The organism is bacterium, from assembly GCA_026708015.1.
Classification (GTDB): Bacteria; Actinomycetota; Acidimicrobiia; order Acidimicrobiales; family Bin134; genus Poriferisocius.
In genome coordinates, this window is sequence record JAPOVT010000023.1 from 60,873 (window position 1) to 86,643 (window position 25,771).

At 70.5% G+C, this 25,771-nt stretch carries 1 protein-coding gene; it reads left to right on the top strand.

The features are described from left to right. Nucleotides 1–244 precede the first annotated feature (244 nt). A partial coding sequence (locus OXG30_05295) for a hypothetical protein (protein ID MCY4134311.1) occupies nt 245–25,771 on the top strand: 25,527 nt, incomplete at its 3' end.

Sequence of the window (25,771 nt, forward strand, 5' to 3'; positions counted from 1 at the left end):
GGTCTGGCCGGTGGGTCTTGGGTTTTGCGGGTCGGTGGCCTGTGCTGCTGGCGCTGGTGCGACGGGTTCGCGGGGGTGCGAACTGCGCCCTCATCCCGCTCCTGACGTATTCGCGCGGGGGGGGGTACGTGCCCGCTGAGCGGGTACTGCGGTTGGCAGAAGTGAAGGCCCGCGGGTGAACAGCGCTCACATAGGGCAGCGGCCCCGCAGGCGGGCGGGGCGCATTGGGCGGCGGGTCACGGCGGTGGTGCTCGCCGTCGCGGTGGGCAGCGGGGTGCTGCCGGTGGTGCCGGGCCCGCTCGGCGCCGAGCGGGCCGAAGCGCAGACAGCGCAAGACGCCAGCCTCCTGTTCTCCCCCAACACGCTGTCGAGCACCCAGTTCGAAAAAACCGACTCGGGCTATTCGAAGAAGCTCGGTGTTCGCATCTTCACATCACAGGCAGTCCGAATGCGGGCTGGTGGCGATCTGCGGTTCGGAGGCCCCGGCGGGGGGAACTCCGGCAACCGGTGCGGGTTTGAACGCCACACGCCTGACGGTCAGAGCGCTGCGGTGCTCCGAGCCACGCCCGGCGCGCTGGGGACGGGCACCACTCACTGCAACTGGGGGGGGGGGTCGGGCAACATCGGCCAGTCGGTTCGGGTCACGAGTCCCTCGACCGGCGTCTCTGTCACAGAACTGACTCTGCGCGGGGGAGTAGGTGGTCTGCACAGCGGGGGACCAGCTGGCGAATACGGGACTTGGGCCGACCTGACGCTGGAGTTCACCAAGGCTGCCTTCGTGGCTCTCAACAAGTCCACGAGCTCCACAACGGTCACCGTCGAGATCGGCGGGGCACTGGTGCGGGTGAGCAACGGGCCAGGACTCGGCCGCTGCCAGAACGTGTCGAGCCTCAGCGGCGGCGGTGCCAACATCGCCACCTGCCCCAAAGCGACGGGGACCATCACGGTGACCAAGCCGACCCTTCAGGTGTCGATCTCCACTGGGTCATCCTCGACGGTGGCGGCCAAAGAGGGCACCGATGTCGACGTCCTCTTCACGGTTTTTCGCCCCGCGATGGGACAACAGCAGAGGCAAAACGTGGCGGCCCCAACCGACATCGAGGTGCCGCTCAAGTTCAGCGGAACGGGGGTGACGGCGAGCGATAAGCCGAAGACGGCCACCTTCACCTTCCCCAAGGGCAAGTTCTTCTCGTCCCACAAGTTGTCCCTCCCGACAGACACCGTGGACGAGCTGCTGGAGGAGATGACGGTCGCGATCGACGCTGACCGGCTGCCCCCAATCGCAGCCGTCGCCCCACAGGTCGGAACGTCGGGAACGTCCATCACCTTTCAGGTGGTCGACACGAACCCCACCAAGGTGACGTTGAGCGTGCCTGACGGGGTGGCCACTGAGCGGACGTATGTCGCGCCGGGGCCGGCGCTGGTCAAGGTGGACGTGGGGCGGCCGCTGGACACGGCCGAGAAGATCGAGCTGCCGCTGCTGTTCACCCCGGCGACGCTGGTGCGGGGGACCGACTACGACCTGCGGCTGAAGCCGGCCAAGGGCGTCTCGCTGGAGGGCGCCACGCTAACCCTCGACGGCGCCGGCGGCGACGGGCCCCAGGTCGCGGAGATCTCGGTGATCGCGCCCGACGGCGGCGACACCAGCAAGACGCTCAGCGTCGCCATACCCACGGCCCAGACCCCCACCGGCCCGAACGCCCCGGTCATCACCGCCACCGGGTTCACGCTCGACGGCAAGCCCCAGGCAGTGACCGGCACCGGCACCGGCACGATCACCTTCATCGACGACGATCCAGTCCGCTACGGAGTTGGTCAGATAATCTTCACTCCGCCGAACGACTCCCGGAGCAGATCGCGAGGGTCTGCTCTCGGGGAATGGGAATTCGGGCGCGTCGGGCAGACCGATCAGTACGAGGCGTCACTCGGCATCTTCCACCGAACTAATTCCAGCTCCGACCGCTACGTCTTGACGGCGATCTATCCGGCGGCAAACGACCCTCGCGGCGGCTGGACGTCCACCGACAGCGGGCGGTTCGCCAGCGAGATCGCGCTGAGGGGCGGCGAGGTCACCAGAAACGGCGTGAAGAAGACCGTCGGCCCGTCCATCGAGCTCCAGAACGCGCCGGACGGCATGTCCATTCACAGCTTCCAGCGCGACGCCGACAGGCGTGCCACGGTCACCTTCCGCATGACCGCGGCGGCGCGAGCCGCATTCACAGAGCCGCAGAACTTTCAAGTCAAGATCGGCGGCATGCTGCTGGGCCAAAGCATAAAGCAGTCCAGAGGCCCGCACTGCACCGACAACGACGACCTGTCCACGGTTAACACGTGCCGGCCGATCGTCGCGCACTTCAGGCTCCAGCCCGGACGCGACGGGCGGGTGGTGGCGCCGGAGGTGGCCGTCGAGCTGGGCGACACCACCGACGCCACGGCCACCTATGCGATCACCTTGGACCGGGCGCCGTCGAGCGACGTGACCGTCACGCCAACCAGCGGCGACACATCGGCGGTCACCGCGGCGCCGGTGGTGTTCCGGCCGGGCGACGCCAACGGCGACGCGCCGCTGACCAAGATGGTCACGGTCACCGCAGTCCACAACGATGCCGCCGACAACCCCGGCGGGTCGAAAGCGGCCGATGTGACCATCAGCCACGCCGTCACCACCAGCGACAACGGCTACAAGAACCTCGCGCTGCCCGATGTCACCGTGGACATCGTCGACGACGAGCCCACCGAGGTGTCGCTCACCTTGGCGAATCCCCACCCCGCTCCCGAGCCCATCACTGCCGACGGCCGGATGCTCCTGCGCGAAGGCGGCGGCACCGGCACCGGCTGGGACGGGGCAACTGTTACTGTGAGCAGCAGCCGGCCGTTGAGGGGGAACGAGACGCTCGCCCCCTCCTTGATGCTGATCAGCGATACCGGCGTCGACTTCCTCGGCGATGACCGCGACGTGGATATCGGCCGCAGCACGGCCCCCAGCAATACGAATCTGTGCAAATACAACGGCTTCAAGGGCAGGTCGAGCAGCCCGACGTTGGAATTCACCTCCAACGTGTCCCTGCGAAAGTGCCTGTTGGACGTCAAGCCGTTCGGCACCGACGACGACTCGACCAACGATGCCTTCACGATCCGGTTGGGCGACGGACCGGGCAGCGCCGTTCTGTCGAACCTCGAAGGCGGGGCCGTCGTCGCCAGCGCGGGAAGCTTCGACTTCGTCCTCTACGACACGAGCGCGGCGCAGGGGATCGACGCCGATGTCAGCTCGCTCGACCTCGACGAGGGGGAGAAGGCCGACATCAAGGTGAGCCTGGACGCCGAGCCCGCCCAAAAGACCGTGGTGACGGTGGCGGCGGCGCGGCAGAAGGCCAACAACCACGCCCCGATCGACGGCAAGCTGAGCTTCAACCCGACCGAGCTGACGTTCAGCACCGACGACTGGTACCGACCCCAGACGGTGGCGGTCACCGCCGCCCAGGACGCCGACGTGTTCGACCACACCGACTTCGACGTGGTGCTGGCGTACAGCACCGATGCGAGCGTGGCGACGCGCATCCCGGTGGACATCGACGACGACGACGCTCAGAAGGGCACCCTGAAGCTCAGTCGGCCGGCGATCAGCGTGGCCGAGTTCACCGGCGGGGCGTTCCGGCTCGGCCTCACGGTGGGCGGCGACTACCGCTGGAGCAATTCGGGGGAGAACGCCGGCGACAAGGACAGCCAGAACCGCAACGTGATCACTTGGAAGGATGCCTCAGCGACCGTCGAGGGCGTCCGGTATGCCAAGCCCGAAGCGCTCGGCGACGGCAGCAACAAGGCGTCGATCGCGCTGGCGGGCGCCCCGGCGGGCTTGGACTTCGAGACCACCGCAGGCGGCTCGAACGATCGGACGCTGACGGTGCCGGGCGCGAAGGGGGGCGCGACGGGGACGCTGAAGCTGCGGCTCAGCGACGCGTTGAAGAAGTCGCTGAGCAAGCGGACGACCGTCACCGTGCGCCTCGGCGGCCGGCTGACCCGGAGCCTCCACCACCGCTACGGCGGCACCGGCGGCGACAACCTGTGCGCCACGGCCAAAGACCTCGACGACACCGCCTGCCCGCCCATCGAGGCCACCTTCGAGCTGCTCCCGTTGATCAGCACCCCGGTGGACGCCGAGTTCGTGTCGGTGCCCGACGATCTGGTGCTGGCCGAGAACGCCGACGGCAGCACCGCCAAGATCAAGATCGGCTCGCCGGTGGCGGCCGCCGACTTCAACGGCGACACGGTGGCCTACTCGCTGAAGTCGCCGGTGCCGTCGGGATTCGAGATCGATGCCTCCACCGGCCAGCTCGCCTACTCGGGCACCGGCGTGAACCGCGAGGCGCTGACCGGCTCGCAGGTCGCCCTCACCGTGGTCGCCACCTCCACCGGCGCCGACAGCACCGCCACCGGGGTGGAGCAGGCGGTGAAGGTCACCGTGAGCGACGTCGACGAGGGCGACGCCACCGTTGCGCTGCGGGCCGACGCCATCGGACGGGTGGGCCACACCATGCGGGTGGTCTCGGTGAGCGGCGACCCCGACGGCGACCCGGCGACAGCGGCGATCGCCTACCAGTGGCAGGTGAGCGCCGACAGCGGCAAGACATGGACCTCGGCAACCGGCAGCGGCAACGCCACCGCCAACTACAGGGTGGCGTCGGGCGACGCGGGCAAGCAGGTGCGGGTGCAGGCCTCCTACACCGACGGCGGCGGCAACGAAGAGACCGTCCACTCCACGCCGGTCACGGCGGCGGCGGTCGCAGGCATCGGCGCCGCGGTCGTGGTCACCGACAACAAGGCCACCGAGGGCGACGCCGACGACACGGCGAAGTTCACGGTCACGCTGAGCGAGACGCTTGTGGAAAACGAATTCGCATTTGCGTGGTTGCTGTTCAAGGGAGGGACCCTGAACGAGGACTTCAGTGCTGTGCTCAGCCCGGCATTGCCCGGGCAGAGGGTATCGAGGAACTCCGACAACGGGGTCACGGTCAGATTCGGCGTCGTCAACGGCGTGCCTCCACCCCGGACGGCCACTGTCGTGTTGACGGCGCTCGACGACGACGATGCCGACAGCCCGAAAGTTGAGATTTCGCCGCGCCTTTGGCTGCAGATCGGCAGGCCGGCGACCTCCTTGCGCTCGCAGTCCATCTCTGTGCAGGGCACCGTCACCATCACCGACGACGACGACCCGAGCAAGCTGGTGTCGTTCGCCGATGCGGTGGTGACGGCGTCGGAGGGCGGGAACACCGGCGCCGACATCACCGCCACGCTGAAAGTCACCGACAGTGCGGCGGGCAGCGCCACGGTGACCGTCATCGACGGCACCGCCACATGGGGCGACGACTACACCTACACCGGCCAGAGCACCGCGGCGGGCAGCGGCCGGCGCACCCTGGTCGTGTCGTGGCCGGCGGGCAGCGACACCACCCCCCACACCTTCACGCTGCGCAGCGTGCCCGACACCGTCGACGAAGCCCAGGCCGAGCACTTCTCCCTGCGACTGTCCGACCCGACCGCCGGGTTCAGCGTGGGCGCCCAGCGAGAGCTGCGGGCCGACATCACCGACGACGACCCGCTCACGGTGTCGCTGCACGGCGGCGGCGTGGTGCGCAAGACCCCCCCCGACGGCACCGTGCGCACACCGGAGTTGGCAGAGTCGTCGCTGGTGGTGCGCCTCAGCCGCCCGCTGGCCAAGCTGCCCGACGGCAAGGCCGAGATCGTGGTGGTGCCGCTGTCGATGTCCGGCGCGGGCATCAAATTCGGCACCGCTGACAAACCCGACTCCGGCGACCTCACCTGGCAGGTGGTCACCGACGGCGGCAAGAGCGCCGGGGTGACCGCCACGGGCCTCGGCACCGCGGCGCCCAGCCTGGTCTTCACCGCCGAAGCGGGAAAGACCGTGCAGCAGGCCACGGTGCAGTTGACCGAAGCCGCCGGCCAACTCAAGTTCAGCCGGCTAACCAGGACCGTCAACGTGAGTCTCGGCACGGTGTCCGACACCGGCCTCGGCACCACCGCCGGCGCCGTGCAGGCCGACAGCCGCCTGGGCACGACGAGCTTCGAGCTCTACGGCGAGATTGACCCCGCCGGCACGGTGGCGGTCGCCCCGCGGAGCCTGGTGCTTGTCGAGGGCGGCAGCGATCTCATCTATCACGTCGCGCTGGCCCGCAAGCCCAGCGGCGAGGTGACGATGACGGTCACCTCCGAAGACACCACCGCGGTCGCGCTCAAGGCGCAGAACCCGGCATCGTCCGGCCCGACCGTGGTCAAGAACTCCAGCGGCACCCTGACCGTCACCTGGCCCGATCCCGCCGACGACGCCGACGGCTGGGAGGTGCCCGTCCCGGTGGTGCTCAGCGCGGTGACCGACGCCGACGGCGCCGACGAGAGCGTGGACATCACCCACCAGGCGACGGGCTACACCATCCCGGTAGTCACCGCGATGGTGGTCGACCCCGCCCCCGGGGTGAACGTCGTCGAGAGCGGCGGCACCTCGGTGGTCGAGTCGGGCGCCGACAGCAAGGACTCCTACACGCTGGTGCTCGACACGCCCCCCACCCACAACGTGAAGATCACCGCCGCGGTCGCCTCGGGCGACACCGCCGCGGTGAGCCTGTCGTCGTCGGCGACGGGAGCGGTCAAGAACCAGAACGGCTCGGTGACGCTCACCTTCACCCCTGCCAACTGGGCCATCCCCCAGCGGGTGGACGTGGCCGGCGTGGACGACGACATCGACAACCCCGGCGGGCGGGCCGCGGTGATCTCCCACACTGCCGCCTCGACCGACGCCGGCTACAACGCCAACGCGGTGACCATCGCCGACGTGAAGGCGACGGTGACCGACGACGATCCCACCACGGTGAGCTTCAGCGGTGGCGGAACCATCACCCAGGGCGACACCGGCACGTCGGCCACCGCGGTGATCAAGCTCGACCGGCCGCTGGCCGACGGCGAGATGGCCGAGGTGCTGCTGACCTACGCCACCGACACCCAAGCCGGGCTGCCCGGCGGAAGCACGCCCGACTTCACCGTGAGCGCCACCGGCACCGGTGTCAGCATCCGCCACGCAGACCGGGCCCAGCCCAAGATCAAGCTCACCGGCGAAGCGGGCAAGACCGTGCAGCAGGCCACGGTGATGTTCACCGCCACCAGCCGCAAAGACCCGGACTTCGCCGTCGAATCGGTCACCGTGAGCCTGGGCAGCGTGACCGACAAGGCGTTGGCGAGCAACATCAACCTCCAGGGCGGCCTCGCCGCTCACAGCACCGACACCACCGCCGATCTGGAGATCGTCGACGACAAGGCCTCGGTGGTGACCATCTCGCCGTCGTCGGTGAGCGAGGCCGACTTCAAGCCCACCGGCACCGAAGGCGTGTTCGAGGCCGTGTTCAACCTCACGCTGAACAGCGGGGGCTACGCCCGCTTCAGCGGCGGCGGCCGCAGCTGCGCCTCCGGCGGCAGCAATGTCTTCGCCAATGCGAGCGGCGACGCCGAGGCCGCCGACTATGTGTGGAAGGGCGGAACCTGCCTCCTCAACCGCAAGACCTACACAGTCGGCCCGTCGGTGGAGTTGGTGAACGCCCCCGAGGGCCTCACGGTCTCGGGCTTCAAGCGGACCGGCCCGAAGAAGGGGACCACCGCGCAGGTCAGGCTTCAGTTCACCGCGGCGGGCAAGAGCGCGTTCACCAAGGCCGGCCACGAGATCACCCTGCGGGTGGGCGGGCTCGTGATCGTCACCGACAAGGCGATCACCTCGAAGCCCGGCGAACGTGAGGGCGGCGACGGCGACGGCGACAAATGCAAGGGCGTTCTCGACACCAGCGGCACCGACTTCGGGCTCGACAACCCGAACGTCTGCCCGCCGGCGGTGGGCGCCTTCACCCTGACGGCGTCCGACGGGGTGACGATCACCCAGAGCGGCGATGCCACCTCGGTGGGGGAGGCGGGCACGCCCACCGACTCCTACACGGTGGTGCTCGACCAGCAGCCCAGCGCCGATGTGACCATCACCGTGGCCAGCAGCGACACCGCCATTGCCACGGTGGACAAGGCGTCGCTGGTCTTCAAGCCCGCCGACTGGGCCAAGCCCCAGACGGTGACCGTCACCGGCAAGCCCGACGCGGTGGACAATCCCGGCGGCGGGCGCACGGTGAGCATCACCCACACGGTGGCGTCGTCCGACACCCACTACCACGGCATCAAGATCGCCGCCGTTGAGGTCACCGTGACCGACGACGACCCCACCACGGTGACCTTGGCGGCGCCCGACGCCTCCCTCACCGAGGGCGATGCCACCGCCACCGCCACCCTGCGCCTCACGCTGGGCCGGGCGCTCGTGGCCGGCGAGAGGCTCAAGGTGCCGTTGAGGTTTACCCCCGCGATCAACCCGCGGCCGTTCACGCTGAAACTGGCGGGCACGCCTGCGGGGGTGACGCTCGACGTCACCGACCCGGCCAACCCGGCGGTGGTCTTCGCCGGCCGCGCCGGCGGCTCGGCCACCGTCGCCGAGATCACCGTCACCCCGGCGGGCGACCCCGACCTCGATACCAGCGATGCCACCATCACCGCGCAGATCCCGGCGGCGAGCTCGGGCAGCGGCGCCTTCTTGCTGGTGACCACCGCCGACGGCACCGCCAAAGGCGACGAGTCGCTGCCCGGCGGCGCCGCGGGCCGCGGCACCTGCGACACCCAGGCCGGCGCCTGCTCGGTGAGCCTCACGCTGAAAGACGACGGCGTCGGCAACGCCGTCAAGGTGGCCCCCGCCTCAGCAGCCGAGGGCAGCGCGGCGGTCTTCACGGTGACGCTGCCGGTCGCCGCTCCCAAGGGCGGTGCCGCGGTCAGCTACACGCTGAGCGACGGTCGGGCCATGTCGTCCGACCCTGCCTACAGCGTCGCCACCGGCAGCGCCGACGGTGCCAACGCCGACTACCGCAACACCGCGGGCACCATCACCGTCGCGGAGGGCGCCAAGACCGGCACGATCAGCGTTCCCACCACCGCCGACGACGTTTACGAGGGCCCCCACTACTTCACGGTGACGCTGGGCGCCGTCACCGCCACCGGCCTCACGCTCGCGGCCAGCGCCACCGAGGGTGCCGCGGTGGGCACCATCACCGACGCCGCCGACCGCCCGACGGTGAAATTCAAGAGGTCGTCGTTCACCGCATTCGAGGACGGGGGCACGGTGGAGATCGGCCTGGTCAAGACGGGGACCACCCTGGTGCCGACCGAGGTGTCGTGGAAGACGGTCATGAAGCAGCACTCGACGGCCACCGCGGGCGAGGACTACACGGCGGCCAGCGGCACGGTGGCCTTGGCCCCGGCCGACTCGGAAGGGTCGTTCGAGGTCACGATCCTCGACGACAAGCTGCTCGAGACCTCCGAGACCTTCTCGCTCGCATTGGAAGCCGACGAGCATGCCCGGGCTGTTTCCCCGCACGAAGCCATCGTCTCCCTCATCGCGGACGAAGAAGCCAGGCTGGGCTTGTACGGCCCCGACGAGGTGGACGAGGGGTCGTCGATCAAGGTGTCGGTGAGGCTCAGCGCCGCACTCGGCGAGGACGTGGCCATCCCGGTACAGGTCATCGCGGGCACGGCCACGGCCGGCACCGACTACACGGTCACCGGTCCCGACGGCAAGGCGCTCGGCGCCACGGTCGCCATACCGAAAGGATCACGCGACGCCGACATCACGATCTCCGCCGCCGACGACGGCGCCACCGACGACCGCGACGAGACCCTCACCGTGAAACTCGGCACCCTCACCGGAAACCTGAATCACGGCCTCGCCAAGCACAGTCGACGGAGTGAGCTCGTCGTCACCATCCGCCAGCCCAGCGTGCCGATCGCCGAGATCCCCGCCGGCTGGGCGCTGCTGCCCGCGGGCCTGGGCCCCGGCGACCAGTTCCGGCTGCTGCTGTCCACCAGCACCAAGACGGTGGCCACTTCCGGCGACATCGCCACCTACAACAAGCTGGTGCAGGACGCGGTGAAGGCGGGCCACCGCCAGGTGCATCCCCATGCCGCCGAGTACCGGGCGGTGGCGCAGACCGCCACGACGACCGCACGCGACAACACCGGCACCCGCGCCACCGACCGCAGCGTGCCCATCTACTGGCTGGGCGGATCGGGCGCCACCCACAAGGTGGCCGACGACTACGCCGACTTCTACGACGGCGACTGGGACAGCGAGGCCGCCGCCCGCGACGAGAACGGCAAGGCCGTCGTGGTGTCCGCCGGCCCTCTGGCCGTCACCGCCGACGCGCACCACTGGGTGGGCATTCCCTGCGACGATCAGACTGCCATCGGCGTCGACACCCTCGGCAAGCCGCTGGGCAACACCGTCGCCGACTCCAAGGGCGTCACCGCCGCCGCCGGGGTGCTCAGCTCGGCCGTGTACGACCCGCTGGGGTGCCACCGTGTCCTCACCAGCCAGTCGCTGTCGCTGTACGGGCTGTCGCCGGTGTACACGGTGGCCGCGCCCCACAAGGTGACCATCGCCAAGGCGCCGACCGACGCCAAGCTGACCGAAGGCGATGCCGGCACCGTCACCTTCACGGTGACCTCCGACGTTGTGCCCACCGCCGACTTCGACGTGACCGTGATGGTGGAAGCCGCCGGAAGCCTGCACAACCCCGCCGACGCCGGCGCCAAGACGGTCTCGTTCACCACCGGGGGCGCCGCCTCGAAGACGCTGACCGTCCGCCTGATCGACGACGACGTCGACGAGCCCGACGGGCGGCTGACCGCGTCGGTCGTGCCCAGCAGCGGCTACCGCGTCGACTACGACAAGCAGTGGCGGGTGTCGACCGCCCTGGCCGACGACGAGGCCACCGTGGTCACCTTCGGCACGCCGACGGGCACGTTCACCGAGCAGGACGCGACCGCCCCGGTCTCGGTGCCGCTGAGCCTGGGCCGCAAGCTGATCGCCGGCGAGCGCGTCGATGTGCCGCTGGCGCTCAGCTCGGCCACCGGCACCGCCACCTCCGGCGCCGACCGGCTGTACGCGCTGACCGCCACCGGCGCCGGCGTGAGCATCGTCGAGGCCGACACTGCCGCGCCCACCGTGAGCTTCGCCGGCAAGGACGCCGAGGCGGCCCGGTTGGTGTTCACCCCCCGAACCGGCGTCGGCGACGCCGACGCCGACGACGAGACCCTCAAGATCGCCTTCGGCGACCTCGACGCCGACACCCTCAGCACCAACGTGAGCGGCGGCGCTGAGGGGTTCGACGACGGCAAGCCCGGCGACGCCGCAGGCGAGGCCGCCACCGTGGCCCTGGCCGACGACGACCTGCCGGTGGTGTCGCTGAGCGTGACCGGCAACGGCCTCGTGGACGAGGGCGAATCGCTGACCGTCACCGCCACCTTGAACATCGCCACCCCGGTGGCCCTGCGGATCCCCTTGCGGGTGGGCGCCGGCGCCAGCGCCGCGGCCAGCGACTACACCTTGTCGAACGGCGGCGTCATCACCATCGCCAAGGGAGCCACAAGCGGCTCGATCACGTTCACCGCGGTCGACGACGGCGCCGACGAGGAATACGAGGCGCTCACGCTGGAGTTCGGGACGCTGCCCGACACGGTGACAGCCGGCAGCCCCGACCGCGTGGGCATCACCATCGGCGGCGAGATCCTGACGGTGGTGGTGAAGGTGACCGGCGGAGGCAGCATCGAAGGCAAGCTCGACGGCACCGTGGCCAAACCCCCGGCGGGCAGCACCGAGGCGGTGCAGGTGGAGCTGTCGCGGCCGATCCCGGCCGGGCTGAGCGCACAGGTGCCGCTGCGGTTGTCCACCGCCACGGGCACGGCGCTGACCGGCTCGGGCGCCGCCCGCGACTTCACCCTGGCCGCGTCCGGCAACGGCGTGGCCATGGTGGGCGGCGCCACCGCCGCGCCCACCCTGACCTTCACCGGCAGCGGCACCCAGACGGTGCAGGTGGCCACCCTCACGTTCGCCTCGACGGGGCGCGACGCCGGCGACCAGAGCGGCGACCCCACCGCAGGCGGCGACAGTGACGGCGCCGACGAGCTGGTGGTGGTCACCCTGGGCGACCTGGATGCGTCGTCGCTCACCACCAGCGCCGGGCTGAACCTGAACCCCTTCGACGACGAGCTGGCCGCCACCACCCACGACGTGACCACCGCCGTGCTCATCGCCGACGACGAGGCCAGCGACCGGGCGGTGACCTGGGAGCACGTGAGCGGCGGAAATAAGACCGGCATGGGCTTCACCGTCAACGAGGGCGCCGACATCACCTTCAAGGTGAAGCTGGCATCGGGAACCGGCCCGCTGAGGGCGGATTTCGCCGCGCCGCAAAGGCCGGGTTTCGCCGGCGCGGACGACTTCAGCTTCCCGACCTCGGTGTTCATCCCCTACGGCCAGTCGGAAGCGACCGTGGTGTTCTCGGCGAAGACCGACACCGCCATCGAGGACAACGAGCTGATCGACATCACCCTCGGACCGGTCGGCCAGCCCGGATTCACCGGCACGCAGTTGTATTTCTTCATCATCTATGACGGCTCGCTGCGCGTGACCCTGGCGCTGAAGAACCCGATCCCGTACGGCATCGCCGAGCATCCGTCGGTGGCCGCCGCTCACCGCTCAGCCGAGCTGGAGGTGAAGCTGGGGCGGGCGCTGGCCGCCGGCGAACGCGTCGACGTGCCCCTGGCCTTCGCCCAAATACAGCTCGACTCCGACGGCAAGCCGGTGCTCACCGACCCTGCAAAGGAAGAGGTGGAAGAGCCGGCCGATGTGGGCGACTTCACGCTGGCGCTGGCCACCGGCGACGGCGTCAACACAGGTGTCACGCTGACCAAGGCCGGCACGCTGGCACCCCTGGTCAGCTTCCGGGGGGCCGGCGCCCGCACGGCCGTGCTGGTGCTCACCGCGGTCGACGACAACACGAACGAGCACCGCGAGCTGCTGGTGCCCAAGCTGGGCGACAACGCCGCCTTCGTCGCACAGACCGGCACCAACGTGGCCGAGGGCGCCGGGCCCACCGCGAGCGAGCTGCGGGTTCCCGTCATCAGCAACGAGGACACCATCACCGTCTCGGCCAAGGTGGTGGTGGGCCAGCCCTGCGGGGGGCAGGCCAAGGTTACTGAGGGCAGTCCGGCCAAGTTCTGCATCGGCGCGAGCGCGGCGCCGGCAGTAGACCTCGAGGTGGCGCTGACGGTGACGCAGACCGGCAGCTACGTGGCCGCAGGCAACCTCGGCACCGCCACCGTCACGCTCACCCCCGAAGTGTCGCTCACCACCGGGGCCTCCTTCAGCGTGCCCACCAGCGACCGATCCGCTGACGAGCCCGACGGCGCCGTGACGGCACAAGCGGACCCGGCCGGCGGCCCGTACCTGGTGTCGTCCACCAGCGGATCGGCCACCGTGGCGGTGGCCGACGGCGACCCCACCACGGTGACGTTGGCCCGGGCCGTGGGCAACAGCATCGCCGAGGGCGCCAGCAAGAAGTACACGGTGACGCTGGGGCGGGCGCTGGTGGCGGGCGAGAAGCTGACCGTGCCTCTGACCGTTTCGGGCACCGCCTCCTACGGCGCCAGCGACGACTTCACGTTCCGCCAGATCGCCGGCACGGGCTTGAGCTGGACCGCGCCCGCCGCCGGCGGTGCCATGTCGGTGGCTTTCACCGGCCCGTCGGCTGCAACGGCCACCTTCTGGCTCGACGCCGCTCACGACGCCCGCTACACCGAGACCGGCGAGACCGCGGCCGTCGCCTTGGGCACGCTCGTGCCCACCGGCCTCAGCGGCGGCGCGCGAGGCGCCGACAACGCCGCCGCGCTCACCATCACCAACGTGGCGGTGGGTGCGGCCATCGTCGAGTCGGCGAGCAGCACCGCCGTCACCGAGGCAGCCGGCGCCGGCCGCACCGACACCTACACCGTGGCGCTCAACACCGCGCCCAGCGTGGATGTGACCGTGACCGTGGCCAGCGGCGACGCCACGGTCGCCACCGTCACCCCGGCCACGCTCACCTTCAAGCCCGCCGACTGGAACAAGCCCCAGACAGTGACGGTGACCGGGGTCGACGACGATGCCGCCAACCCACGCGGCGTGCGCACCACGCAGATCACCCACACTGCCGCGTCGGGCGACAAGCGCTACGACGGCGGCGACCTGGGCTCGGTGACCGTCACCGTGACCGACGACGAGAAGCCCACCGTGAGCCTCAAGGCCAGCGCCGCCACCGTGGCCGAGGGCGGCACCGTCACCGTCACCGCCACGCTGACGGCTGCGCCCGGCGCCAAGGTGTCGATCCCGGTGCGGCTGCGCTCGGCCGGCACCGGCACAGGCAAGGCGACGGCCGCCGACTTCACCCTGTCGAACAGCGGTAGCATCGACGTCTCCGCTGGCGCCACCACGGGCACGCTCACCTTCACGGCTCGCACCGACAGTATCGACGAGCCCACCGAGACGCTCACCTTGGAGTTGGGCGCCCTGCCCGCAGCGGTGACAGCCGGCAGCCCCAGCCATGTGGCCATTGCCATCACCGACACCAACGACGACCCGGTGATCACGGTGGCGCCGGCCGCCAGCCGACCGGTGACCGAGGGCTCGCCGGCGAGGTTCACGGTGAGCGCGAAGCCGGCGGTGCAGTACGACCTGACGGTGAAGCTCACCGTGGCCGACGCGGCGGCGCCGAGCGATTTCGTGGCCACCGGCGACCAGGGAGCGGCAACTTTCACCATCCCCAGCGGCAAGAGCGCAGCCGTGCTCAGCGTGGCCACCGTCGGCGACCTCACCGACGAGCCCCACGGGCCGGTGAGCGCCACGGTGACCGCCGGCGACGGCTACACCGTCGGCTCGCCTGCGAAGGCGACCGTCCAAGTCCAAGACGACGACGCCCCGCTGGTGGTGTCGGTGAGCGGCGGCGGCACGGTGGCCGAGGGCGACTCGACGGCCACCGCGGAGATCACCGTGCGGCTGTCGCGGCCGCTGGCGGCGGGCGAGACGGTGAGCGTGCCGCTGGCGCTGTCGGGCACCGGCGTGGCCGCAGGCGACGTGGTGCTGACGCGCAAAGCAGGCCAGGGCATCAACACCGGGGTCACGCTGACCGGCGGAAGCACGCTGGCCCCCACGGTGGTCTTCGCCGGCGCCGGAGCGCAGACCGCGGTGCTGACAGCTGCGGCCGGCGGCGATGTCGACAGCACCCATGAGCAGGTGCAGGTGGCGCTGGGCAGCCTCGGCGCCGGCGTGGCCGCGGCGCGCTCGGCCTCCCGGGTCCAGGTGAGCGTGGCCGACGACGACGGGACGACCGCGGCAGTGCTGGTGTCGCCGACCGAGTTGTCCATCGACGAAGGCGCGTCAGCGGCCTACACGGTTCGGCTGGCCACGGCGCCTGCGTCGGGCACCAGTGTCACCGTCGCGGCAGCCATCCCCGTGGCGCAGGCAGGAGTGGCGGCGGTGTCACCCGCGTCGGTTGTCTTCACCCTGGCGAACTGGGACCGGCCTCAGCGGTTCACCGTGGCGGGCGTCAACGACAGCACCGACAACGCCGGGCTGGCGCCGCGCTCGGCCACGGTCTCCCACAGGGTCACCAGCACCGATACGGCCTACCAGTCGGTCTCGGCGGCCGATGTGACGGTGAGAGTGGCCGACGCCCAGCCGACGGTGGTGGAGATCGCCTACCAGGGCCGGCCCAACGTGACCGAAGGCCAATCGATCGAGTCGATTCGGACAACCACCAACAAAAACCGGCGCGGATTCACGATCACGCTGAGCCGCCCGCTGCGAGCCGATGAGCGGCTCGAGGTGCCGCTGCGGCTCGAGGGCCACAACATCACCCCCGACGACTTCAGCAAAGCGACGATCTCGTGGCACACCCGCGATCTCAACAACGAGGGCCGCCCAGTCCGCGATCCGTCGAACGGCGGCGTGACGTGGCTGCACGGCGGCCGCGTGTACAAGCCCACCAAGTCGATGACCACATGGGCGTGGGGTCTCTTCTGCTTCATAGATTGCGGCGACCAAGAGGAGGCGGACTTCGATGTCACCTCGCTCGACTTCGTGGCCGTCTTCGATCTGGCGACCTTCGGCGCGGTCGACCCCAACAGCCCGCCGGACGTCCAGACGGCATCGCTGCTGCTGACCCTCGCAGACGACAAGATCGGCGAGGGCCGCTCAGAAACCCTCACGCTGGCGCTCGGCGACGCCGCGGCCTTCGCGGCCCGCACCGACACCAGCGTGGCGGGTGGCGCCGTGCCCCATGCCACCAAGAACAAGGCATCGGTGGAGGTGGCCGACAACGACCCGTCGCTGTGGCTGTCGAAGCTCGCCGTGGACTTGACCGAGGGCGCTACGCCCGACACCTATACACTGCGGCTCAGCGCCGACCCCGGCAACGGGGCCACAGTCACCGTCGACATCACCTCGCTCGACACCCGGATCGCCACCGTCTCCCCCACGCAGCTCACCTTCACCGGCGGCTCGGGCGGCACTTGGGCCGACCCCCAGACGGTGACCGTCACCGGCGTGGTGGACGCCACCGCCGGCGACGACGCCACCACGCTGACCCACGCTGTCAGCGGCTGGTCGGCCGTCAGCGCCGGACCCGACGTGCTGGTGCGGGTCACCGACTCGCCGCCGGGATACACCGTGACCCAATCGGACGGGAAGACCGCGGTCACCGAGGCCCCCGGTGCCGGCCGCACCGACGCCTACACCGTGCGGCTCAACAGCCGGCCCACCGTGAAGGTGACCGTCACCCCGTCGTCGGGCTCGCCCAAGATCACCCTGTCGGACCCGCTGGAGTTCACCTCGAGCAACTGGTGGCAGCCCCAGACCGTGACCGTGACCGCGGTCGACGACGACGTGGTCAACCCCGCGGCCACGCTCAAGGCGACCATTGCCCATGCGGTGGCCACCACCGACACCGTCTACCGGAATCTTGCGCCCGCCGACGTGGCGGTGACGGTGACCGACGACGAGACCGCAGGAGTGACCATCGTCGAGTCGGGCGGCTCGACGAGAGTGGCCGACGACGGCGCCAGCACTGACTCCTACACCGTGGTGCTCGACTCCAAGCCCACCGCGAAGGTCACGATCACCGCCACATCCGCCTCTGCGGCCGCGGCGACCCTGAGCAAGGTCGGCGCCGACCCGGGGGCCACAGTCACGCTGGAGTTCCAGCCCGCCAGCTGGGACGAGCCCCAGACCGTGACCGTCAACGGCGTCGCCGACAACGCCGACAACGGCGGCAACCGCACGGTGGACATCACCCACACGGTCACCACCGCCGATAGCGACTACGCCAAGGTTGCCGTGGGCAAGGTGGAGACGACCGTCACCGACGACGACGTCGCCGGAGTCACCATCACCGAGTCCGGGGGGGAGACGACGGTTCCCGAGAACGGCAGAAGCACCGACTCCTACACCGTGGTGCTCAACACCCCGCCCGTCGGCACCGTCACCGTCACCGCCACCTCGCCCGACGCCGGTGCGGCGACGGTGCGCGGCCCCACCGGCCAGGCGGGCGCCACCGCCACGCTCACCTTCACCGGCGGGCAGGGCGGCGACTGGGCCACCCCCCAGACGATCACCGTCACCGGCGTGCCGAACCAATTCGACGACGGCGCCGGCCGTACCCCCGTCATCACCCACAGCGCAGTCTCGACCGACACCGACGAGCCCTACCACAACATCAAGATCGGCACGGTGAGCGTTACAGTGACCGACGACGACCCCGATGCGGGCGTCACCGTCACCGAGTCGGAGGGCTCGACACAGGTGGCCGACGCCGGCGCCAGCACCGACACGTACACACTGGTGCTCGACTCCAAGCCCACCGGCAACGTCGTCATCAATGTCAGAGCAGGCACTGGCAAGCTGGCGACGGTGCGCGGCCCCACCGGCCAGGCGGGCGCCACCGCCAAGCTCACCTTCACGACCTCCGACTGGGCCGAGCCCCAGACCGTCACCGTGACCGGCGTCGACGACGCCGGCCAGGACGACGGCCGCAACACCGACACCACGGTCCACTCCCGGTCACTGACGATCACCCACTTCGTCGACCGCACGGCCACCGCCGACAAACGCTTCACGGACCAAGTCACCATCGACCCAGTGGCCGTGTCGGTGCTCGACGACGACGAGACGGAGGTCCGCATCGTCGAGACCGGCGGCTGGACCGGGGGGCGCGAGCCCGACGTTGGCACAGCCCGGGTGGACAGCTACGAGATCCGCCTTGGCGCCAAGCCGTCGAGCACGGTGCGGGTGGAGGTCAGCTCGGCCGACCGCGACGTGCTCTACGTGACGGGCGGCAACGACCGCGCTGGCAGCGCCTCGCAGTCGGCGCAATTCGTCTGGCAGCCGGCACAGTGGCGCACTCCTCGGACCGTCAACGTGCATACCGTGGCGGACTCCATCCAGCGGGACAACCAGAAGGTGGAGATCAGCCACGACCCGAGCGGCGGGAACTACAACAGCGCCCCCACGGCCGTGCTGTCGGCGACGGTGATCGACAACGACATCACGGCTGTGACCATCGTCGAGTCGGGCGGCAGCACGGAGGTCGCCGAGGCGGGGGCCGGCAACACCGACACATATGAGGTGTTCATCAACAGGAAGCCCGCCGGGGGCCGCCGGGTCGCCGTGAGAGTCACCTCGAACGATCCCTTGGCAGCCAAGGTCAGCGGCGGCACGGGATCGGGCACCTCCACCTTGCTCACCTTCACGCCCTCCAACTCGAACCGGCCGCAGACCGTCACCGTGACCGGCGTCGACGACGACGTCGCCAACACGGGCAAGGCCCGCACGGCTGTCATCTCCCACGCCGTCGAGACCAGCGATGGCGTGTATACCTCCGACCTCTCCATCGCCTCGGTGAACGTCACGGTCGTCGACGACGACCCCGCGCCCGCCCGCATCAAGCTCACCAGCACTTTCACCGCATTCGACGAGAGGCCAGCGGCCCATCTCGGGCTGGTGGTCGCGACAGTGCAAGGCGATTCGGCCTTCGCCGCAGACAAGACCGTGACGCTCAAGGCGAGCGGGTCGGGCCTGCCGGACCGGGTGGCTTTCAAGTCCATCATCTTCCAAAGCGATCTCACCATCAAGGCCGGAACGAAGCGCGGCCAGACAGCGGTCACCTACCTGCTGACTGACGACGACGTCGACCAGGCCGACGAGACCGTCACCATCACCGGGACGCTGGCCGGGGTGACGGTCGAGCCGCTGACGGTGACGTTGATCGACAACGACCCGACGAAGATGACCCTGGCCTCCGCCGCGGCGTCGGTGAACGAGGACGGGGGCAGCACCGAGGTCACGGTCACGCTGGGCGCGGCGCTGCCCCAGGGGGTGGCCGCGGTGGTGCCGCTGGCGGTGACGGGCGCGGTCGCCGGCGAGCACTACACGCTGGCGCTCAAGACCGGCGCCGGGGTCAACACCGGCATCACGCTCGACACGTCCAAGCCGCACAGCGCCCAGAACCCGGCGCTGCGCTTCGCGGCCGGCGCCCTGGCGGCCACGCTGGTGCTGACCGCAAAGGAACTCGACGGCACGGCGGACCGTACCGTGGCTATCGCCTACGGCAGCGGCCAGTCGGCGCCGTCGGTGAGCGGATCGGGCGGCGGCACTATGCCGGCCGGCAGCCCGCAGCAGGTGAAGATCACCAACCAAGACGTTCCGGAGATCACCATTGCTGCTGGTGCCGCCACCGCCGAGAGCGCCCCGGCGCGATTCTCGGTGACGTCGACGCTGGCGCCCACCGCCGATCTGAGCATCGATCTGGACGTCACCCAGACCGGCAATGTCGCCGCGTCGGGCGCCACCGGACGCAAGAGCGTGGTCATCAAGGCCGGCAAGAAATCGGCGACGTTCGCGGTGGCCACCGCCGACGACAAGGCCGACGAGCCCGACGGGGCGATTGCGGTGGCCGTCGTCAAGGGCTCGGGCTACACAGTGGGCACCACCGGCTCGGCGACCGTGGCCGTGGCCGACAACGACCCGACCGCGGTGACGCTCACCGGCAAGCTGGAGCGCAGCCTGCCCAGGTTCCTGTGGAACGAGGGCGAGACCGCGGGCACGCGCGAGCTGACCGTGACGCTGGGCCGGGCGCTGGGGGCGGGCGAGGTGCTCGAAGTGCCCTTGGCCGTCGCCGGCGGCACCGTGGGCAGCGACTTCTCGCTCGCGCTCAAGTCGGGGTCGCCGTCGAGCGTGAAGCTGGCGGGCCGCTCGCTCACCTTCACTGGGGCCAAGGGCAGCACCGTCAAGGCGGCCACGCTGGTCGTGGGCCTGCTTGAGGACACCGACACCACCGACGAGCTGATCACCGTGTCGCTGCCCCCGTCGTGGCCCAGCAACACGGTGGCGTCGCCGACCACCACCGTGTCGGGCGGCGCCAGCGGCTCGGGGCGGGTCGCCTTCCGGATCCTCGACAACGACCGGTCGTCGGTGCCGGGAGTGCGGGTTCACGCCGACGGCGCGGTGTCGCTGCCGGTGCGCCACATGCGGGTGACCGAAGGCGATACCGACGGCGCGCAGTACCGGGTGTCGCTGAACACCGACCCGGGCACCGGGGTGACCGTGACGGTGACGCCGTCGGCAGCCGATGCGGGCGTGATCGGCCTGTCGCCGAACACGCTGCGCTTCACCGGCGGCTCGGGCGGCAACTGGGCCAGCGCCCAGACGGTGACGGTCACCGGCACGTCCGACGACGACGCCGACCACGCCCACACCCGCATCACCCACGCGGTGACCGGCTACTCCGGCGTGGCGGGGGCGCCGTCGATCACGGTGGCGGTCATCGACGACGACGCGCCGGCCGGTACCAGCATCTTCGTGATCCCCGACGAGGTGTCGGGCGGGCGCTTCGTGGCCGGGTCGTCGGTCACGGCGGAACTGGTGCCGGTGGGGGTGTCGTTCGCCGGTGCCGGCCAAGGTGCCGGACACGGGGAAACGAGCTTCCGCAACACCGGCGGGCGGCTGTGGCACCCGGTCACCGGCGAGCTCACCGCCGAGGCGCTCAAGTCGGTCACGCTGACCGGCGCTCCCGCCGGGCTGACCGTGGCCGCCGCCCGGCTGGTGCGCACCCACGATCAGAACTCCGGTGACCTATTCGCAAGAACGAACGGCGCCCACCTGGTGGTCGACTTTGCCCACAGCGGGGCGGCCATCGCCACCGACACCACCGTGCAGATCACCGTCGCCGGCCGGCTGCTGTCGCGGGCAGGCGGCGAGAGCGGCACCCCGTGCAGAGGCGGCTGCCCGGCCATCACCGGATCGTTCACGATCAACGCCGTCACCCCGGCGGTCGAGGTGTCGCCGCTCGCGCTGGCGCTCGCCGAGGGCGGCGCCGCCGGGGAGTATTCGGTGTGGCTTACCACCGACCCTGGCAGCGGCACCATTGTCACGGTCACCCCGATCTCGCCCGACACCGGCGCGGTGACCGTCGGCAGGGCGCTGCGCTTCACCGGCGGCACCAACGGCTCTTGGGACACCGCCCAGAAGGTGACGGTCACCCCAGTCGACGACCGCGACGCCGCCGCGGAGACCGTGACCGTCACCCACACCGTGGCGAACTACACGGGGGTGAGCTCGGCGCCGTCGGTGAAGGTGACCGTGTCCGACGACGAGACCGCCGCCGGAGTGCTGGGCGGCGTTCCGAAGGGCGGCCTGACCCTCACCGAGGCGGCCGGCAACACCAACACGGCCTCCTACACCCTGAAGCTGGCGTCCCAGCCCACCTCCGACGTGACGGTGACGGTGGCCAGCAGCAAGCCTGCCGTCGCCAAAGTCGGCAAATCCGCAGCCACGCTCGCCAACAGCATCACGCTCACCTTCACCCCGATCACATGGTCCGCCCCGCAGACCGTCATCGTGGGCGGGGTGGCCAACGACGACGACGACCCCGGCGGCTCGCGTGCCGCCGCCGTCACCCACGGCTTCGCCGGCGGCGGCTACAGCTCGGTGACCGTGGCCGACGTGGACGTGTCGGTGGCCGATGACGACCCGACGGTGGTGTCGCTCACCGGCGGCGGCACGGTCACCGAGGGCGACGCCGCGAAGGCTGCCGAGGTGACGGTGTCGCTGGGCCGGAAGCTGATCGCGGGCGAGAAGGTGGCCGTGCCGCTGACGGTGACGGCCGGGTTCGCGGGCACCGCGTTGACGGTGGCGCTCAAGGGCACTCCCGACGGCGCGGTGCTGACCGGGCCTGCTACTGACACCCCCACCGTGACCTTCACCGGCACCTCCGACACCGCCAAGACCGTCCAGTCCGCCACCGTGACCTTCACGCCGCCCGCCGCCCACGACGACGGCAATGATGTCGGCGAGACCGTCACGGTCGCGTTGGGCACGCTCACCGGCGGCAGCCTGGTAACCAACGTCGCCGGCGGCGCCGCGGCGCACAGCGCCAGCAACAGCGCCACGGTGAAGATCACCGACGACGACATCGAGGCGATCACGGTGCGGGTCGGCGGCGGCGGCGGCATCGAGGGGGCGGTGTCGTCGGGGGCGGGCAGTTCGGTGACGGCGACGGTGTCGCTGGGCCGGCGGTTGGCGGCGGGCGACAAGGCGCAGGTGCCGCTGGTGCTGTCGACCACGACGGGGACGGTGCTGGCGGGCTCATCGGGCCGGGATTTCACGCTGTCGGCGTCGGGCGACGGTGTGGCGTTGACCAGCGCGACTACGGCCGCGCCAATCCTGACGTTCACCGGTCATGCCACCGATGTGGTGCAGGTTGCGACGCTGACGTTCTCCTCCACGGGGCGCGACGCGGGCGATCAGAGCGGCGATGCGACGGCGGGCGGCGATGCCGACGGAGCGGACGAGCTGGTGGTGGTGACGTTGGGCGATCTGGATGCGGGCTCGCTGTCGACCAGCGCCGGTCTGGGTCTGGATCCGTTCGACGACGGCGATGCGGGCACCACCCATGATGTGACCACGTCGGTGCTGATCGCCGACGACGAGGCCGACGACCGCGCCGTGTCGGGCTTCTGGAAGACATCAGATGACAAGCCGTTGGTGGTTCTGACGCTGGCCGAGGGCAGGTCGGGGTCGCTCAAGATTGATCTGGGTTCGGCTTCAGGGCCGGTGAGGGTGCCGCTGAGCCATGACTTCAAGTCGACGGCCGCAGGCGATTTCGATGTGCTGCCGTCCTCGGTGTTCGTGCCCTATGGGCAGTCGTCGGCATCGGTGGAGGTGTCGGCCGCGGACGACGACCTGGTGGAGGACACCGAGGTCGCGCGGGTGTCGGTGGGGACCGATCCGCCGGGGTTCGCATTCGCCCGCCCCGAGGAGGGCAAGCCAGCGAACGGCGCTTTCGACATCTTCGTGACCGATACGTCGGTGGCGGTGAAGCTGTTGCAGCCGACGGCGGGCGACGGGGTGGTGTTCGAGCCGGCTTCGGTCGGGGCCGCTCATCGGTCGGTGGAGTTCGTGCTGGAGCTGGGGCGGGCTTTGGCGGCCGGGGAGCGGATCGATGTGCCGTTGGCGGTGTCGGGGGCGGGTGTGGTGCCGTGGGCGGATTACACGCTGGTGGTGAAGCCGGGGTCTACGGGTGTGACCATGTCGGGGGGGAACACGCTGGCGCCGGTGGTGTCGTTTCGCGGTGCTGGCGCCCAGACCGCGACTCTGGTGCTGACCGCGGTCGACGACCGGTTCGCGGAGGGCGAGGAGACGGTGTCGGTGGCGATGGGCGACGCGGCGGCGTTCAAAGCCCAGTCCGGCACGAACGTCCAGACCGGTCCTGCGACCTCGGCGGAGTTCTCGACGCCGGTGTCGGTGAGGATCGTGGACGCGTCGGCGACGCCGACGGTGTCGGTGACCGGCCCGTCGGGGCCGGTGTTCGAGGGCGACGCGGCCGGGTTCTTCGTGTCGGCGACCCCGAATCGCAGCGGGCCGGTCGAGGTGGCGCTGACGGTGGCGCAGACGGGCGGCTATGTCCCGGACAGGGTGGACGGTGTGAAGCAGTTGGGCACACGCAAGGTGACGGTCCCCGCAGATGCTTTGTCGGTGCAGCTCTGGGTGCCGACCGCGACCAAGAACGGCGCCCAGCCCGACGGGTCGGTGTCGGTGACGGTTGCGCCCGGTCCGTATGCGGTGTCGGCGGGATCGGCGCAGGCCGCGGTGCGGCGCACCAACGGGGTCACGATCATCGTCAGTTCCGCAGCGGTGGCGGAGAAGGGCGGCACAGCGGAGGTGACGGTCGCGCTCCAGCACCCGGTGGCGGCGGGCGGCGAGCTGGTGGTGCCGTTGGAGACGGCGGGCGCGGTCGCAGGCGTCGATTTCACGGTCGCGTTGGACACAACAAAGTCCGACAGCGGTGTGACGCTGCTGACCAGCGGCTCGCACAGCGTCCAGAATCCGGCGCTGCGGTTCGGGCCTGCCGCGGATTCGGCGGTGGTCGATTTCACCGCGGTCGACAACAAGGATCGCTCGCAGCCGTTCGTGAGCGTTGCGTTCGCCACGGGGTCGCGGGCGCCGGACCGCGAGGTCCGCCAGTTGCCCGGCGACGCGGGGTTTGTGATCGCCGACGACGAGACCGGCGCGCTGGAGGTGCCCGCCGACTGGCCGCTGCTGCCCCACGACGCCGGGCCGGGCGACAGGTTCCGGCTGCTGTTCGTCACTTCCGACACGCGCAACGCCCAGTCTGCGGGCATCGATGCCTATGACGACTTCGTGCGCTCCGTGGTGGCACACGGTGGCCATGAGGCACTGAAACCCTATGGAGGCTTGGTGTCGGTGGTGGGGTCGACCGCATCGGCCGACGCCCGCGCCCACACCGCGATGCGGACCGGCTCGGCGTGGGCCGACGCGGGCGATGCAGTGCCGATTGTGTGGCTGGCCGAGGATCCCGACGCTGATTTGACGGCGGCCGGCAGCTACAGCGCGTTTTATTCGACGACCGCCGAGTGGGCCCTCCAGGACCGGCCTCGCAACGAGGCCGGCGGCCTGGTCGCGCCGGATTCGGCGGGCTATTTCACCGGCACCGCCCGTGACGGCACGAAGCGCACCGGCTTCGAGTTGGGCAAGACCCGGGCGGGCATCGGCGTGCTCAACAGCGCTGCTGCGGGCCGCACTCCGCTCTTCGACAGCACCTCTGCGGGCACTGTGGCCGCGTCGCAGCAGCGCTCGTTCTTTGCGCTGTCGCCGGTGTTCGCTGTGGCTGCTGGCGTGTCGGACCCTGCGGATGCGGTGTTCGCTGCGGTGCCGAAGGATTTGGCGTTGGCGGAGAACGCGAACGGCTCGACCACGGCGGTCGCGGTGGGGTCGCCGGTTGTGGCGTCGGACGCGAACGGCGACAAGATCACCTACGGGCTCGAGGGCGTGCGGCCTGCGAGATGGCCCAGTGGCTTGGCGGGCCCGAACCCGCCCGACGGGTTCACGGTCGACACGTCGTCGGGCCAGATCTCCTACACCGGCACCGGCGTGGATCGTGAGGCGCTGCCGGGCGGCCTGGTGGCGATGGTGGTGACCGCTACTTCTGTGGGCGCGTCCGGTGTGGCGGCGACGGTGCGCCAGCCGGTGTCGGTGACGGTGACTGATGTGGACGAGGGCGACGCTGCTGTGGCGTTGGCCGGTGTGGCGGTGGCGGGCCGCTCGACGCTGAAGCTGGATGGCGTGTCGGGCGATCCCGACGGCGACCCGGCCGCCGATGCTTTGACGCTGCAATGGCAGGTGTCGTCGGCGAAGTCGGGTCCGTGGGCGGCGGCGACGGGCACAGGCCACGGCACTGCCGCCTATACGGTGCCGGTGGGCGACGCGGGCCGGTGGCTGCGCCTGCGGGTGTCCTACACCGAC